The organism is Saccharopolyspora erythraea NRRL 2338 (assembly GCF_000062885.1).
Classification (GTDB): Bacteria; Actinomycetota; Actinomycetes; order Mycobacteriales; family Pseudonocardiaceae; genus Saccharopolyspora_D; species Saccharopolyspora_D erythraea.
Window position 1 is genome coordinate 4,013,288 of record NC_009142.1, and the last position, 15,364, is coordinate 4,028,651.

Sequence of the window (15,364 nt, forward strand, 5' to 3'; positions counted from 1 at the left end):
GAGGACCCCTGCGCGGTCACAGCAGGCTGAGCTGGGTCGCGCGAGTGCGGCGGCGGGCGGGCGCGGCGATGCGCTCGACGATGTCCTCGCCCAAGCCCTCCAGGAACGGTGAGGGGCGGGTGTCGCGTTCGGTGCCGTGCCGGGTGCGGCGGGCCGCGCGGGTGAGGTGGAGGTGGTCCTGCGCGCGGGTCATCCCGACGAAGAACAGCCGGCGCTCCTCGGCGATGTCGTCGTTCTCGGGCGTCGCACCCGGCCAGCGCAGCGGCAGCAGACCGTCCTCGCATCCCACGACGAACACCACCGGGAACTCCAGGCCCTTGGCCGCGTGCAGGGTCAGCAGCGAGATGGCGTCGGCGCGCGGGTCCAGCGCGTCGACCTCGGCGCCGAGCAGCAGTTCGCGGCGGAAGCGCTGCACGTCGTCGCCGCAGCGCTGCGCCAGCGGCATCAGCAGCTCGGCGGCCGCGTGGATTTCGGCGGTCTGCTCCTGGACGGCGTCGGGCATCGCGGCCAGCACCGCATCGGCGGCCCACCGCACCCGTTCGGGCACCGAGCCCTTCCGCGCGGGCACCAGCGCGAGTTCCCGCATGAGGTGGTCGACGCCGGGACGGGCCGAGAGCGGGTCGTGCGAGCGCTTCTGCACCGGCAGGCCGCACCGCACCAGTTCGTCGAGCACGGCCCGCGACTGCGAGTCGGTGCGGTAGAGGACCGCGATGTCGGCGAACCCGATACCGCCGTGGCCATCGCCGTCGACGCGGCCGCTGTCGAGGGAGTGGAAGGAGGCGCCGCCGAGCAGCCGGTCGATGCTGCGGGCCACGAACGCGGCTTCGGCGTGCTCGTCGGTGGCCTCGTGCACGGTGATGCGCTGCGCGGGCCGGTCACCGGCGGGCAGCAGGACGCGGTCGGGCACCAGCGTGCCGGGGCGGATGGCCCGCACCGCGCCGTCGAGGATGTGGCGTCCGCTGCGGTAGTTGCGGGTCAGCTGCACCACCGGAGCCTGCGGCCAGTCCTGCTGGAAGCGCAGGAAGAACCCGACATCGGCGCCGCGGAAGGAGTAGATCGCCTGGTCGGGGTCGCCGACGGCGGTCAGGTTCGCCCCGGCGGGGGCGAGCTGGCGCAGCAGCCGGTACTGCATCTCGTCGACGTCCTGGTACTCGTCGACGGTGATCCAGCGGAACCGGTCGCGGTAGGCCGCGCGCAGTTCGTCGTCGGACTCCAGCAGCCGCACCGGCAGCACGACCAGGTCGTCGAAGTCGATGAGGTTCCGCTCGCGCAGTGCGGTGGTGTAGCGGTGCAGGGCGGCTGCGGTGTCCTCATCGGTGTCGCCGCCTCGGCGGGCGCGCGACAGCTCCGCGCGCAGCGCCTTCGCGGCGCGCTCGTCACCGGCGACCTCGGTGAGGACCTCGTGCTGCACGCTCGCGTCGGCCAGGCCGAAGTCCGCGCTGAGCCCCGCCTTGTCGTGGTGGTCGCGCAGGAGCTGGAGTCCGAAGGAGTGGAAGGTGGCCACGGTCAGCTCGGCGGCGGTGGGCCCGGCCAGCGCGTGCAGCCGCTCGGTCATCTCCTCCGCCGCGCGCCGCGTGAAGGTGATGGCCAGGCACTCCCGCGCCGGGACCTGCCTTTCCAGCACCAGGTGCGCGATGCGGTGGGTCACGGTGCGGGTCTTGCCGGTTCCGGGGCCGGCCACGATCAGCAGCGGTCCGGCCTCCGCCGAGGCCGCGGCGCGCTGGTCGGGATCGAGCCCGGCGAGCACCCCGTCGGCGGCATTCGCCTGGACCGCGGGTGTTTCCGGCTCGTCGGCGGGTTCCGCAGCGCTGGGCTCGACCGGTGCGGGGCGGGTCGGCGCGGGTGGGGCCGGGGTGAACAGCGCGTCGTCGAACAGGGCTGAGGCGTGGCCGCTGCGCAGCCGCTGGAGTTCGCCCGGTTCGAACAGCCGGATCACGCCGTACTCGCCGTCGTAGCCGGACTCGCGGATGACCTGGCCGCGCCGCAGCCGGTCGATCGCCTCGGCCAGCGGCTCGGAGCTGCGGCGCAGGTCGTCGAGGGGAACCTGTTCCAAGATGGACAGTTCCGGTCCGTGCGCGGCGGTGAGCCGGTCGATCTCACCGCGGACCTTCTTGCTCTTGGGGCCCACGCCCAGGATCTCGCCGACGATCTCCGGCAGCGGGATGAGGTTGCGGTAGCCGGCGGCGCCGTCCGGGCGCACACCCGCGGGCCGGTCGGCCAGCGCGTCCACGCGGTGCAGCACCCCGACGGTCAGCGGCTTGCCGCAGCTCGGGCACCGTCCGCCGTGGGCGCGGGTGTCGCCGGGATCCATCCGCACCTCGCACTTGCGGTGCCCGTCGAGGTGGTACTTGCCCTCCTCGGGGAAGAACTCCACGGTGCCCTCGTAGCCGGCACCGGTGCGCAGCGCGTCGCGCACGGCGAAGTAGTCCAGGTCGGTGTCGAAGACGCTGGCCTCGCGCCCCAGCATCGGCGGGGAGTGCGCGTCGGAGTGGCTGACCAGCGTGTAGCGGTCGAGCATCGACACCCGCCAGTTCATCTCCGGGTCGCTGGAGAGGCCGGTCTCCAGGGCGAAGATGTGCTCGGAGAGGTCGCGGTAGCACTCCTCGATGCTGTTGAACCCGGCCTTGGAACCCAGCACCGCGAACCACGGCGTCCAGATGTGGGCGGGCACCAGGTAGGCGCCGTCGCCGCTTTCCAGCGTGATCTCCAGCAGGTCGCGGGAGTCCAGTCCCAGGATCGGCCTGCCGTCGGAACCGAGGTTGCCGATGCGGCCCAGCCGCTGGTTGAACTTCTCGGCCGCGGCGAAGTCGGGCACGTAGCACAGGTGGTGGACCTTGCGGGTGAAGTCGCCGCATTTGTAGATCGTCGAGATCTCGACCGAGAGCATGAACCGGACTTCGCCGGAGCAGGTCGGCGGCATGGTGCGGGCGAACTCGCGGTCGTGTTCCGGGCGCAGCCGGAACACCCCGGGCTCGGCCGGTTCCAGCACCTCGCGCAGGTGCGCGAACCACGCCGGGTGGGTGAAGTCGCCGGTGCCCACCAGGCTGATCCCCTTGCGCCGCGCCCACCAGGTCAGGTGCTCGATGTCGCAGTCCTTGCTGCACGCGCGGGAGTACTTCGAGTGGATGTGCAGATCGGCGTAATAGCGCACCGGGCGATACTGCCAGGAGATCACCGGAACCAATGATCCAGGGGCGGTGCCTGGACGTGCTGCGGGTCGGCGTCCTCGACGTCCCAGACCCGGACCGGTCGTGCCGGCGTGCCGAGCGGACGCCAGCCCGGGTCACCGGTCGCGGCGAAATCCGCCCACGCCCGCACCATGCGCTGCGACAGCGCGTGGTCGGCGTCGTCGGGCGGGCCGCCGATGAGGAACTCCGCTTCGGGCGACTCGATGTTGCCGAAGCAGAACGGCACGTCCGCGCAATGCCACGGGTGCACCGCCGATCCGTCCGGGCGGTGGCGTTGCCGCGCGAAGCGCGCCAGGTGAGTCCGTCCGCCCGCATCGGCGTGGCGCAACGCCAGCCGCGTGCTGTGCGCGCCGAAGATCCGGTCGCCGAACAGCGCGAGGTGGAGCTCGTGCACCGTGGCCCCGGGCATCGCATCGCGGTAGCCGGTCAGCACGGACGCGGGAATGTCGAGCGCACGGGCGAAATCGGCGAGCCCGTCGTCGTCCTGCACGCGGGCCAGGCCGCCGACCTCGTCGAACAACCAGTACTCCCGCGTGGTGTGGCAGATCAGCAGCTCCACGGCCGGATCGGGGCGCGGGTCGTGGTCCAGGACCGGGCCGTAGAGCACCGGGTCGTAGCCGCGACGGCCCGGCGCGCTGCCGAGCGAGGACGCCGCGACTTGGTCGGATGCGGCCACGAGCTGCCGCGGCGAAGCCAGGTCCGGTGCGACACCGGACTGCGCCGCCACCTCCTGCGCGATCGCGGTGGCGAAGTCCGAGGAGCAGTAGGCGTCCGGGACACTGTGCAGGATCGCGCGCCGGAACAGTCCCGCCGCGAGGTCCATCAGGCAGACGATCGAGCCCGCTCCCGAGGACTGCCCGGCGACGGTGACCGCGGCCGGATCACCGCCGAAGCCGGCGATGTTGTCGCGGACCCAGCGCAGTGCGGCCGCCTGGTCGAGCAGCCCGCGGTTGTCCGGGAAGTCCTCCAAGCGTCCGAAACCTTCGAAGCCGAGCCGGAAGTTGCACGTCACCACGACGAGCCCGGCTCGCGCCAGCGCGGCGCCGTCGAAGTCCGGCTGCGCCGAGGACCCGAAGCTGTAGGCGCCACCGTGGATCCACACCAGCACCGGCAGGCGCTCGGCCGCGTGCGGGGTCCACACGTTGAGGGTGAGCACGTCCTCGTCCTGCGGCGACCACACCGGTGCACCGGGAAGCCGCGCCGACTGCGGTGCGATCGGCCCGAAGCGGTGGCAGTCGCGCACACCGGACCACGAGCGCGGGGGCCGTGGGGGCAGGAAGCGGCGGGGGCCGAACGGTGGCGCGGCGTAGGGGATGCCGAGGAACGCGGTCGCGCCGGCGACCGGCCTGCCCCGCACCCGCCCTGACTCGATGATCGTCTCCAGGTCCACTGCCGTAGCACTCTGCGCCGGAGTGCCTTGTGCCGCAAGCGGATTGCGGCACCAGACCTCGGTGCACTGGTGGGTGCGCCCGAGTACAGCCGAGGTCTGATGTCGGCCGGTGGGTCTGCGGCATGCAGAACACCGCGGCCGCGGTGCACTGGGAAGCCGGCGCTGAGACCGAGCTTCACCGCCGCCCGTGCTGGTCGCGGTCGTGGCCGCTGTCCAGTTCGGCGAGGCGGGCGCGGGCGGCGGCCAGGTCGCGTTCCAGCTCGGCGATCCGGCACGCCGCGGACAGCACGGTGTGGCCCGCGTCGAGCAGCTCCCGCACCCGCGCGGCGAGGGTCAGTTCGGTGCGGCTGTAGCGGCGGTGCCCGCCGTCGGAGCGCTCGGGGGCCAGCAGGCCCGCGGCGTCCAGGCTGCGCAGGAAGTCGGGGGTGACACCGAGCATCTCGGCGGCGCGGCCCATCGTGTAAGCGGGGTAGTCGGCGTCGTCGAACGCCCTGGACGCCCGGCTGGTCGTGCGGTTTTCGGTCATGCCCCGTCCTGCCTGTCGCGAACGAATGAGCGCGGGCCCGGGGACCGGGAGGGAGAACGGTCCTCGGGCCCGCGCGGGATGGTCAGCCGCTGGAGCCTTCGATCACCCTGCGGCCGCCACCGTGGCCGACCTCGATCCGCCGGGGCTTGGCGCGCTCGGCCACCGGCAGGGTCACCGTCAGCACGCCGTCGGTGTAGTCGGCGCTGATGTGCTCCAGGTCGAGACCCGTGCCCAGCGACAGCTGCCGGGAGAACGCACCCCGGGGACGTTCGGTCATCAGATAGCTGACCTCGCCCTCACCGGCGGGGCGGGCGCGCCGCTCGGCCCGCACGGTCAGGGTGTTGTTCTCGGCGTCGACCTGCAGCGAGTCCGGGTCGATGCCGGGCAGGTCGAACTCCACCACGTAGTTCTCCCCGTCCCGGTAGGCGTCCATGGCCATCGCCTGCGGCGCGCGGGAGCTGCCGAGCACCTCGGTGGCCAGCCGGTTGAGATCGCGGAAGAACGGGTCGAACGCCAGCGTCATCACCCACCACTTCCTTCCAGGTGTTCGCGGACGACCAACGTGGTCGGCGCGGGCTCATCCGATGCCCGGACGCCCGCGCACCGTGTCGCGCCACTGCTGCCGACAGCCACCTCACCTCCCTGTTCTTGCTGGTAGAAGACTTGGCAGCAGGTCGCACACCACTTATTCTGTGACTGCCACCACAGATTTTCAAGTGTGGTCCGCCGTGCCAATGTCATCTGTGGGTGGTGGAAGTCTTCATCGGTGAGAGGTGGTGCGGAAGATGGCAGCGCGGCACGTGGTGTACCGGTGCGAACTGGACCGGCGGTTCCGGTGGTGCGGCTATGAGCCCGGCGGTGCAGACCTGCCCGTCCGCGCCGACACGCTCGGACGGGCCCAGCAGCTCATGGCGTCGGCGACCGCGTGCTCGCACCGGTACGAGCACACCGAGCACTCCACCTGGGAGGGGTTGTGGGTTCGCGAGGCGCTCGATGACCGAGTCCTGGAGCGCGAGCACACCACGCGGGTGTTGCTGGAAGCCCTGGCCGACGCCCGGTTGCGCGCCCGGCTCGTAGCGCTGCCCGCTTGCCCGGCGGGCGGGGTGCCCGTGGTCGTCGGCGTAACCGGCGACAGCGTGGACTGGATCGTGGGCCAGCACGGCGGACGCGGAGCGCTGGTCGTGGCCGCGGCGCTGACCAACCACCGGCTGTGGTGGAACGCCCTGCTGCCGGCTGACCGCGCGGCCGGAACCGGACTGCGGGTCCGGGGCGATCTGGCCGGGCTCGGCCTGGACACCGCCGAAGCCACCCTCGACGACTGGATGGCCGCAAGCGACTGCGGGAACGCGACCCTGCTGCTGGAACAACCCGCCGTCACCACGCCGGCAGCGATGACCGGCTCCGGCCGCCCCGTCGCTGAGCCGGCTCAGCGGCACCACGCAGGCCGCTAGTGGCCTACGGCGATCGCCTCGACCTCCACGAGCTGGTCGTCGTAGCCCAGCACGCTCACGCCGAGCAGCGTGTTCGGCGGTTCGTGCTCACCGAAGGCGTCGCGCACGACCTCCCACACCGCGACCAGGTCTTCCTGGCGCTGGGAGACCACGTACACGGTGCACTTGACGACATCGCCCAGTTCCGCGCCCGCGTCGCGCAGCGCCACCCGCAGGTTCGCCATCACCTGCCGGGCCTGGCCGACGTGGTCGCCGACCGCGACGGTGGCGCCCTCGCTGTCCAGCGGGCACGCGCCCGCCGCGAAAACCAGGCGCGCGGAGGGGTCGACCCGCGCGGCGTAGGCGTACTCGGCTACATCGGACAGTCCGGGGCTGCGGACGAGGCTGAAGGAATCGGACACCTCCTCGACGCTACACAAGATCGACCTGCGGTGTCGGAAGGAAAAATCCGCTTGATGAGCCCGGTTAGCCTCGATGCGGCGAGCGGCTCTGGTGGATGGCAGTCGCACGCCCCGTCGTAGACAGGGGGACGATGCAACCGCGAGGAACCGTGGAGCCGCGCTTCGACCGCGTGCGCGAGGTGTTCGCCGAACTGCTGGACTCCGGCCAGGAAACCGGCGCCGGACTGTCGGTGTGGTTCGAGGGCAGGCGGGTCGTGGACCTGCACGGCGGATGGGCCGACACCGCGCGGACACGTCCGTGGCAGTCCGACACGCTCGTGCACACCTTCTCGGTGAGCAAACCGTTCGCCGCGCTGGCGACGCTGGTGGTCCTGGCCCGCAACGACATCGCCCTGGATACTCCGGTCGCCGACCTGTGGCCGGACTACGCCGCCGCGGGCAAGGCCGCCACAACCCTGCGGCAGGTGCTCAGCCACCAGGCCGGCCAGCCCACCTTCCCCGCCACGACGGCGGGGCTGTTCGACGACGAAGAACTGCGCGCGGCGCTGGCGGCGGCCCCGCCGGAGTGGGAGCCCGGCACGGCCATCGCCGAGCACGCCCTGACCTACGGGCACCTGCTCGACGGTGTTGTGCGGGCGGTCACCGGCCGGTCCCTCGGCGCGGTCTGGCGCGACGACGTCGCCGGACCGCTGCGGATGGACGCCCACTTCGGCGTCCCGGAATCCGGCCTCGCGCGCGTCGCGGACCTCGAACCGGCCGCCCCGGAGAGCTGGCGTTTCGGCAGTGACGGCAACCCCGTCGACCGCGCGCTGTCGGTGCCGTCGGACGCGCGGGAGGTGTGGGTGCTCAACAGCGAGCGGTGGCGGCGCGCGGAGTTCCCCGCGATCGGCCTGCACGCCCGCGCCGACGCGCTCGCGCGGTTCTTCGCCGACCTGCCGAGCCCGGACGGCCCGGTGGCCGCCCTGCTGGGCCGCGAACTGCACAAGGAATTCCTGGCCCCGCAGGTCAGCGGGCGCGACCTCTTCCTCGGCTACGACCTCACCTGGACGCTGGGCCTGCAACGCAGCGACACCGAGATCGCCATGGGCGGCCTCGGCGGCTGCGTGGCGTGGGTGTCGCTGCGGCACGGCTACTCGTGCGCCTACCTCACCCGCTATCTCAGCGGCCCGCACCGCATGATGGCGCTGGAGGAAGCCATCGAGTCGGCGTTCTGAGTCGTTGCGGGCCCGGCAACCCGTCGTGCCTTGGGGTGGTCGGGTGCGAAATCCGGTGACGGAGGTGGATTCGGCGGCTCGGAGGCCGGGAACATGGCGGCTTCGACTCACCGCGGGAGCACCATGTCCGAACCAGACCCCACCGTCCGAGGCCAGGAACTGGGGGAAGAACTGCGCGGGCTGCGCGAGGCGAGCGGCCTGAGCCTGGCCGATGTCGCCAAGCGGATCGACGCCTCGGCCAGCAAGCTCAGCCGCCTGGAAACCGGGCGCCGCGCCATCGCCGTGGAGGACGTCGCCGCGCTGCTGGCCATCTACGGCGTCAACGGCACGCAGCGCCGGGAACTGCTGGCACTGGCCCGCGAAGCACAGCGACGCGGGTGGTGGCAGCGCGACCGCCCGGGCTTCGCCGAACGCCAGCGCACCCTGGTCTCGCTGGAAGCCAAAGCCGACCGCATCGTCAACTTCGAGGGCATGGTCATCCCCGGCCTGCTCCAGACCGGCGAGTACACCCGGGCACTGCTGGCGGCTCGCGGGGAACTCGGCGACGAGGAGATCGAACGGCGAATGGTGGTGCGGCTTCGGCGGCACGCTGTGTTGCGCGGCGAGTTCGCGCCCCGGCTGTTGGCGGTTGTCGACGAACTCGCGCTGCACCGGATCGTCGGTGGGCGCGACGTTCTGCGCCGACAGCTGGAACACTTGGTGGAGAGCACACTGCGGCCCAACATCTCCGTGCGCGTGGTGCCGAACATCGGCACACCCGCCGCTTCGGCGAAGGCTTTCCAGATCCTGGAGCGGGCCGGCGCGCCGACCGTGGTGTTCCTGGAGAACCTGGGCTCCAGCCTGTTCCTCGAGGAACGGCACGAGATCGAGATGTACGGCTCGCTGCTGCGCGGACTGTTGGCGGTCGCCCTGGATGAGCCAGAATCGGTGAAGTTCATCGCCGAGTTGGCGCGACGTCTGGGCAGGGAAGCGAGCACCGCATGAACCGCGAGAAGCCGGAGTCTCCGAGCTGGCGCAAGAGTTCACGGAGCACGGAGGAGAACTGCGTCGAGGTGGCGTTCGCCTCGGACCGGGTGGCGCTGCGCGATTCCAAGGACCCGCGCGGACCGGTGCTGACGGTGCAGGCTGCGGTGTTCGCCCGCTTCGTCCGCGGCCTTCGCTGAGCGCGAGACCGACCGCGGGTCAGCCCGCCGTGCGGTGTTCCTCGACGAGACCGGCCAGGTCGTCGGCTGCTGTGGTGACGTCGGGCAGGGCGAGCATGGCGCGTTGGGCCTGTCGGACGGCCGCCTGGGTCTTGTCGTCGGTGAGGAGTTGTTCGCAGGCCGCGGTGATGTCGTCGGCGTCGGGTTCGCAACGGCGGCCGAGGCCGAGTTCGGTGACGCGGTCGGCGTTGTGGGGCTGGTCGCCGAACTGGGGCAGGACCGCCATGGGGACACCGGCGCGCACGGCTTCGCGGATGCCGTTGTAGCCGCCGTGGGTGAGGAACAGGTCGCTGCATTGCAGCAGCAGCGGTTGCGGGACGCGGTCGGTGAGACGGATGTGCGCCGGCGCGGTGAGCGGTCCGGGGTCGATGCCGCCGGTGACGACGATGGCTTCGCAGCACAGCGGTGAGAGCGCGGTGGTGATCGTGCGCAGGAGCGTGGCGGGGTCGTTGAGGTGGTCGGGCAGTGCGACGCCGTGCCTGCGCATCCCGGTGAGCATGGGCAGCGCGGTGCCCAGTGCCGCCAGCACCAGTGGCCGGTCGGAGGGCAGTTCGGCGATCCAGGTGGGCAGCACCTCGTCGCGGCTGACGAGGTCGGGTTGCCGGTATCGGCGTGCGCCGGGCATGCCGGGGTCGGCGAAAGAGCAGGACGCGGGCATGCAGTCCAGGCGCCCGTAGCGGTAGATGGTTTCGGGTTCGACGGGGGTGGTCAGGGCGGCTTCGGCGCGTCGGCGGTCCAGCACCGGGGCCAGGCGTTCGGGGGTGAGCAGGTTGGCGTTGCCGGAGGGCACCGGCAGGTGTGGGATGCCGCGCTCCTCGGCGACGAGGAATCCGCCGAGTTCGGCGCCGTCGCGCAGCACGAGGTCCGGGGCGAAGTCCTCGGCCAGCGGCAGCAGGGCTCGGGCGGCGCCGGTGGCGTGCGGACCGGTGGCCAGGGCGACGAGCAGCTTGGTGTGTGCGGTGCGCGGATCGGCGGAGTCCTCCCGCATCAGGTGCGTCAGTTCGCGCGCGGTGGCCGCCATGTCGGGCAGCACCGCGGCGGTGTGCAACGGCTCGCAGTCGAAGACGTGGGTCAGGTGGGCGGGGGTGGCCACCAGGACGTGGTGTCCTCGGGTGGCGAGCGCGCGGGCGAAGGGCAGCACGGCTCGGGCGTGCGAGGGCGATCCCATCGCGGTGCACAGAACGCGCACGGGGGCTCCTGTCAGGACGGTGGGGACCGCGAGGCCCCGCGGGGTGCTCGTCGGTGGCCGACGCTAGCGCCCCTCGACCGGACTCGATCGGGCGATCACCGGGCGGGAAGGCCGATCAGCTGAGTGCGTCCGGTTTTCTGTGTTCCCAGACGACCTCGACGCCGCTCTGCGAGGGGCATTCGGGGGCCTTGGGTCGGTGCTCGGCCTCGGTGAAGCCCAGGCGCCGGGGGATGCCGCTGCTGGCGGTGTTGGCGCGGTCGTGGCGGATCTGCAGGTGGTCCACGTAAGGCAGCGCGAACGCCTCGTCGACGAGCGCGGCGACCGCGCGGGTGATGATGCCCTGGCCGGTGTGGTCGGGGTGCAGCCAGTAGCCGATCTCCAGGCCGCCGGGGCCGATGCGGCGCATCAGTCCGACGCCGCCGACGATGGCGCCGTCGAGGGTGACGGCGTAGTCGAACTCCTCGCCGCTGTTCCAGCCGGCTTCGGCGTGGGCGAGGAACTGCTCGGCGGCGTCGAGGTCGTAGCCGTTGGCTACCCAGGGCAGCCAGGGGCGCAGGGTGTGGATGGCTTCGTTGACCGCGCGGTGCAACGGGTCGCGGTCGTCGGCGCGCCAGCGGCGCAGCGTCACCGGGCCGGTGGCCAGTTCCTCCCTCGGATGCTCCACCGGGCCATGCTCCCGCGCGGAAACGACGAGCGGCAACCGAGTTCCGTTCGGTCCACCAGGACGGATTGGGGCTTGAGCCTGGCACCCATGACATCTGTCATGCCTGACCCGTGCGGGGCACGGGGAAAACCCATGATCGGTGACACTCTGTCACGAACCCGCTCCGCCTTAGGTTCGGAGCATGAACCCCAACTACGACCGTTTCACTCCGCCTCCGACCTCGCGATCGGCCGACGCGTTCCGCACGGCCCCGGACATGGCAGCGGTGCGGACACCTCCGCACGCACCGGCCGATCCGGCCGCGCCGCACCCGCGCCGTCGCGGTCCGCGGCCGCTCCCGCCGGGTGTGGAGTACCACCGCGTGCTCGCCGGTGAGAAGCGCCGCATAGGGCGCGGCATCCTCGCGATCGTGCTGCTGGTGGCCGGGATGTTCGTCTTCAGCTTCATCATCGCCCAGGCGGCCGCCTCCATTGACACGCGGATGGGCAGGACCAATCCGACCCTGGGCGGCACCGACTTCACACCCCTGTACCAAGGCGCGGGTCTGTTCTCGGTCGCCCTGCTCATTCCGTGGAGCATGCTCATCCAGCGGTGGCTCTACGGCGTGCGGGGCGCCTCGACGCACTCCGTGGTATCGCGCTTCCGGTTGGACGTGTTCGGCCGGGCGCTTTTGTTCATCGGCCCCGTCTGGCTGGTCAATTCGGTCTTCCTGGCCGTCGCCATGCCCGGCAAGCAGACCTACTGGTCGTTCGCCGACCTGGTCGGCATGGTCGCTGTCACCCTCCTGCTGACGCCCGTGCAGGCGGCCGGCGAGGAGTACGGCTTTCGCGGACTCGTCTTCCGGGTCGCCGGGAGCTGGGGCCGCGGGCCGCGCACGGCGCTGATCATCGGCGTCCTCACCTCGAGCCTGGTGTTCATGGCCGTTCACCTCTCGACCGACCCGTGGCTCAACCTCTGGTACTTCACCCTCGGTGCCGGTCCGGCCGTCATCACCTGGCGCACCGGCGGCATCGAGACCGGGGTCGTCGTCCACGCGCTGAACAACACGCTCAGCCTCCTTCTCGCCACCGCCGTGCACGTCGACCTCGTCGCCCCTCTTCTGGACCGGTCGGCGGGTGCCGGGTCGACCGCCCTGCTCATCCCCTGCCTCACCCTCGTCTCGATCACGGCGGTGGTGTGGCTGCGCACACGCACGACGGGACCCGCCCTGACCCCCGTGGACCCACGGTCCGTGCGGGTGTGACGGGACAATGACGGCCATGAGTGATTCGCCGCTGGTGGGCGCGCGCAAGTTCGAGGCATACGTGCGCTGGTCGACTTACAGCGCCGTCACGTTCCCGGTCACCACCCTCCTCGGCGCCGCGCTGATGGCCGGGCGCAGCACCGGAGCGCACGCCGCGGCACCGGCGGCGGCGCTCGGGCTCGTCCTCGCACTCGGCCTGACCGCCGGGAACATCGTCGTCGTCAACTGGAGCATCGACACCATCGTCGGCCGCGCACGGCGGTTTCCCGTCGGCGCGGTCGCCGTGTGGGCACTCACGCTGGCAGCGTTCGTCGTCGTGGCCCCGCGAATCCCCCTGCCCGCGATGGGCCTGGCGGTCGCAGCGGCGATCGCCTCGGCCGCCGCGAGCTTCGTACCCGCACTCGACGCACGCCGGGCGCTCCTGCTCAACGCGGCGATTCTGGTGACGGTCGCGCTGTTCACGGGGGGCTCGGAGGTTCCGACGCGGGTGACCGGCGCGATCGTGATCAGCGCCGTCCTGTGGGCGTGCTGGTCGAGCGCGTGGATGCTAAGGGTGCTACGCGAACTGCAGGCGGCGCACGAGATGCGTGCCGAGCTCGCGCTCGCGAACGAACGCCTGCGCATCTCACGCGACCTCCACGACGTGTTCGGCCGGACCCTGGCGACGATCGCGGTCAAGAGCTCATTGGCGTCGGAACTCGTCCGCCGCCGCCACGATGAACGGGCCGCAGCCGAGATCACCGCGGTGCGGCAGCTCGCCGAGGAGGCGGGCACCGAGGTCCGCCACATCGTGCGCGGCGAGCCGCGCACGACCTGGGACGGCGAGGTGTCGGGCGCGCGATCACTGCTGGAGTCCGCCGGCATCCGCTGCACGGTGACCGGCGACCCCGTCCCCCAGGAGTGCGCGGAGGCTCTCGCGTGGGTCGTGCGCGAGGGCGTCACGAACCTGCTGCGCCACTCCGCGGCGAACCAGGTCACCCTCGCGACCGCGAACCAGGACGGGGAGGTACTCCTCACGATCGCCAACGACGGGGCCCGTCCTGAGGCTCCGCGCAGACCAGCGAGGCCGGCGGGCCCGTTGCCGCCGACATCGGCGAGGGAATGGGGCTGCGCTCGATGTCCGAGCGGATCCGCGCGCTCGGCGGGCAGGTCACCGCGCGCCGCGACGGCACCTGGTTCCTGCTCGAGGCCACGATCCCGCTTGCGAAGGAAGAGCCCGTATGACCCGCATCCTCGTCGCCGACGACGAACACCTCATCCGCAACGCCATCGCCGGGCTGCTCGAGCTCGAGGACGGCTTCGAGGTCGTCGGCCAGGCCGCGTCCGGTGACGAGGCGCTGGCCACGGCCCTGCGGGTCCGTCCCGACGTGGCCCTGCTCGACCTGCAGCTGCCCGGGCCCGACGGCATCGAGGTCGCCCGGCGGCTCGCGGCGCAGCTGCCGGAGTGCCGGAGCATCATCGTGACCTCGCACGCTCGGCCCGGGTATCTGAAGTCGGCACTCGCGGCGGGCGCGCGCGGCTTCCTGCCCAAGACCGTCTCCCCTCGGACCCTCGCGCAGGTCGTCCGCACGGTCGTGGGCGGCGGCCGCCACGTCGACCCCGAGCTCGCGGCCGAGGCGATCAGCGCGGGCGACTCCCCGCTCAGCCCGCGCGAGGCCGACGTCCTCGCCCTGGCACGCGACGGCGCGCCCGTCGAAGAGATCGCTCGGCGCGTCTCGCTCTCCCGGGGGACCGTGCGCAACCACCTCGCGGCCGCCATCGCGAAGCTCGACGCCGCCAACCGGCACGAGGCCGCGCGCATCGCCGCCGGGCACGGCTGGATCTGAGTGAAGCCGTCCCGTGGTCCAAGGATGCTCGCGGGCCGACCAGGGGCGTGGTGGTTCCGGTTGCCTCCGGCCTCGATCAGGATGCGGGGTCGGTGTCGGGGAGTCCGGTGGGGAACCCGTCGGTAATCGTCGCGGTCATCGCCAGCTCGCCGCGATGGGAGCACTGACGTTGTCGGTGCAAGGCGCCTGGCCGCTGCTCGTCTGTCGGAGTAGTGCGAGAGCCGCCTCGGAGGGGGAGCCGGCGGGGGTCGTGCACACGATCAGCACTTGTTCCGGTGAGCGGGCGATCGACAGTGTCTGCTGTGTCACGGTCACCGGGCCGACGACGGGGTGGTGCAGTTCGTAGGACGCGGCGTCGCAGGGTGCCACGCGGTGGTCGCCCCAGAGTGCGACGAACTCCGGGCTCTTCATCGTCAGTTCGCCGATCAGCTCCGCGAGCAGTGGGTCCTGCGGGTGCCTGCCGACGGTGATCCGCAGGTTGCCGACCACCGCACGGGCCTTGCGCTTCCAGTCCTTGTACAGCTCCCGGCAGTGTGGGTCCAGGAACAGCATCCGGCTCATGTTCGGCCGCTCCGCCAGGTTGTCCGGGCTGTGAAAATCCAGGTGGCCGGCCAGCAGGGCGTGCCCGAGGGTGTTCCACGCCAGCACGTCCGTACGCCGGCCGAGCACCAGCGCCGGGACGCCGTCCACGGCGCGCAGGAGGTCCCGCGTCTCGTCGGCGAGCTTCTCGGGCCGGGGGCGGCGGGCGCGGGGCGTGCGGCGTGCGGCCTCGGCGAGCCGGTTGAGGTGCTCGCGCTCGTGGTCGTCGAGCAACAGGGCGCGGCCGATCGCCTCGAGCACCTCGGCCGAGGCCCCGCGGGACAAGCCCTGCTCCAACCTCGTGTAGTACGAAACGCTGACGCCCGCCAGCTGGGCCAGTTCCTCGCGCCGGAGCCCGGCCACCCGCCTGCGGGGTCCGAGGTCGCGCAGACCGACGTCTTCCGGTCGCAGCAACGCCCTTCTGGCCTGCAGGAAATCGCCCAGTGGGCCAGGTCCGTCCATGTCCTCAGTATCCGGGCCACGGCCCGGTC

General features: G+C 71.9%; 15 protein-coding genes. 7 read left to right on the forward strand and 8 right to left on the reverse strand.

Going from position 1 to position 15,364, the window contains the following annotated elements; translation table 11 throughout:
* Positions 1-16: 16 nt before the first annotated feature.
* The 4 genes from SACE_RS17725 to SACE_RS17740 form a co-directional block, all read right to left on the reverse strand.
* The gene (locus SACE_RS17725) at positions 17-3,175 is read right to left on the reverse strand and encodes a UvrD-helicase domain-containing protein (protein ID WP_009946876.1); all 3,159 of its coding nucleotides are present in this window, start codon (positions 3,173-3,175) and stop codon (positions 17-19) included.
* Complete coding sequence (locus tag SACE_RS17730; protein WP_009946875.1) at positions 3,172-4,578, reverse strand: carboxylesterase/lipase family protein; 1,407 nt, start codon at positions 4,576-4,578, stop codon at positions 3,172-3,174. The genes SACE_RS17725 and SACE_RS17730 overlap by 4 nt, the downstream gene beginning before the upstream one ends.
* 175 nt (positions 4,579-4,753) lie before the next feature.
* On the reverse strand, positions 4,754-5,104 hold the full coding sequence (locus SACE_RS17735; RefSeq protein ID WP_009946873.1) for a helix-turn-helix domain-containing protein: 351 nt from the start codon (positions 5,102-5,104) through the stop codon (positions 4,754-4,756).
* Positions 5,105-5,186: 82 nt separating this feature from the next.
* Positions 5,187-5,627, reverse strand: a complete 441-nt coding sequence (locus tag SACE_RS17740; protein WP_009946872.1) for an Hsp20/alpha crystallin family protein — start codon at positions 5,625-5,627, stop codon at positions 5,187-5,189.
* Between the two features lie 262 nt (positions 5,628-5,889).
* On the opposite strand from SACE_RS17740, the gene SACE_RS17745 reads away from it, so the two are divergent.
* Entirely contained in the window at positions 5,890-6,555 is a 666-nt protein-coding gene (locus SACE_RS17745; RefSeq protein WP_011874100.1) for a hypothetical protein, read from the forward strand.
* On the opposite strand, the gene SACE_RS17750 is transcribed toward SACE_RS17745, so the two are convergent.
* Positions 6,552-6,956, reverse strand: a complete 405-nt coding sequence (locus SACE_RS17750) for a RidA family protein (RefSeq protein WP_009946870.1) — start codon at positions 6,954-6,956, stop codon at positions 6,552-6,554. The genes SACE_RS17745 and SACE_RS17750 overlap by 4 nt on opposite strands.
* A gap of 131 nt (positions 6,957-7,087) precedes the next feature.
* Between SACE_RS17750 and SACE_RS17755 the strand changes: the two genes are divergently transcribed.
* The 3 genes from SACE_RS17755 to SACE_RS17765 all read left to right on the forward strand — a co-directional run bounded on the left by SACE_RS17755 (position 7,088) and on the right by SACE_RS17765 (position 9,333).
* Complete coding sequence (locus SACE_RS17755) at positions 7,088-8,170, forward strand: serine hydrolase domain-containing protein (protein ID WP_011874101.1); 1,083 nt, start codon at positions 7,088-7,090, stop codon at positions 8,168-8,170.
* Between the two features lie 123 nt (positions 8,171-8,293).
* Positions 8,294-9,154 (forward strand): helix-turn-helix domain-containing protein, encoded by an 861-nt coding sequence (locus SACE_RS17760; protein WP_009946868.1) that lies wholly within the window; start codon positions 8,294-8,296, stop codon positions 9,152-9,154.
* Entirely contained in the window at positions 9,151-9,333 is a 183-nt protein-coding gene (locus tag SACE_RS17765; RefSeq protein WP_009946867.1) for a DUF397 domain-containing protein, read from the forward strand. Before SACE_RS17760 ends, SACE_RS17765 begins: the two co-directional genes overlap by 4 nt.
* A 19-nt stretch (positions 9,334-9,352) precedes the next feature.
* On the opposite strand, the gene SACE_RS17770 is transcribed toward SACE_RS17765, so the two are convergent.
* Positions 9,353-10,561, reverse strand: coding sequence for a glycosyltransferase (locus tag SACE_RS17770; RefSeq protein ID WP_009946866.1), 1,209 nt, complete (start codon positions 10,559-10,561; stop codon positions 9,353-9,355).
* 115 nt (positions 10,562-10,676) lie between these two features.
* Positions 10,677-11,225, reverse strand: coding sequence for a GNAT family N-acetyltransferase (locus tag SACE_RS17775; protein ID WP_009946865.1), 549 nt, complete (start codon positions 11,223-11,225; stop codon positions 10,677-10,679).
* Positions 11,226-11,406: 181 nt separating this feature from the next.
* Here SACE_RS17775 and SACE_RS17780 point away from each other — a divergent pair, with 181 nt between their 5' ends.
* The 3 genes from SACE_RS17780 to SACE_RS17790 are packed head-to-tail and all read left to right on the forward strand — an operon-like array spanning position 11,407 to position 14,294.
* The gene (locus SACE_RS17780) at positions 11,407-12,468 is read left to right on the forward strand and encodes a CPBP family intramembrane glutamic endopeptidase (protein ID WP_009946864.1); all 1,062 of its coding nucleotides are present in this window, start codon (positions 11,407-11,409) and stop codon (positions 12,466-12,468) included.
* 16 nt (positions 12,469-12,484) lie between these two features.
* Positions 12,485-13,798, forward strand: coding sequence for a sensor histidine kinase (locus SACE_RS17785; protein ID WP_011874104.1), 1,314 nt, complete (start codon positions 12,485-12,487; stop codon positions 13,796-13,798).
* The gene (locus SACE_RS17790) at positions 13,689-14,294 is read left to right on the forward strand and encodes a response regulator transcription factor (RefSeq protein ID WP_009946861.1); all 606 of its coding nucleotides are present in this window, start codon (positions 13,689-13,691) and stop codon (positions 14,292-14,294) included. The genes SACE_RS17785 and SACE_RS17790 overlap by 110 nt, the downstream gene beginning before the upstream one ends.
* Positions 14,295-14,429: 135 nt before the next feature.
* Here SACE_RS17790 and SACE_RS17795 read toward each other — a convergent pair whose 3' ends face one another.
* On the reverse strand, positions 14,430-15,335 hold the full coding sequence (locus SACE_RS17795; RefSeq protein WP_029621629.1) for a helix-turn-helix transcriptional regulator: 906 nt from the start codon (positions 15,333-15,335) through the stop codon (positions 14,430-14,432).
* Positions 15,336-15,364: the final 29 nt, after the last annotated feature.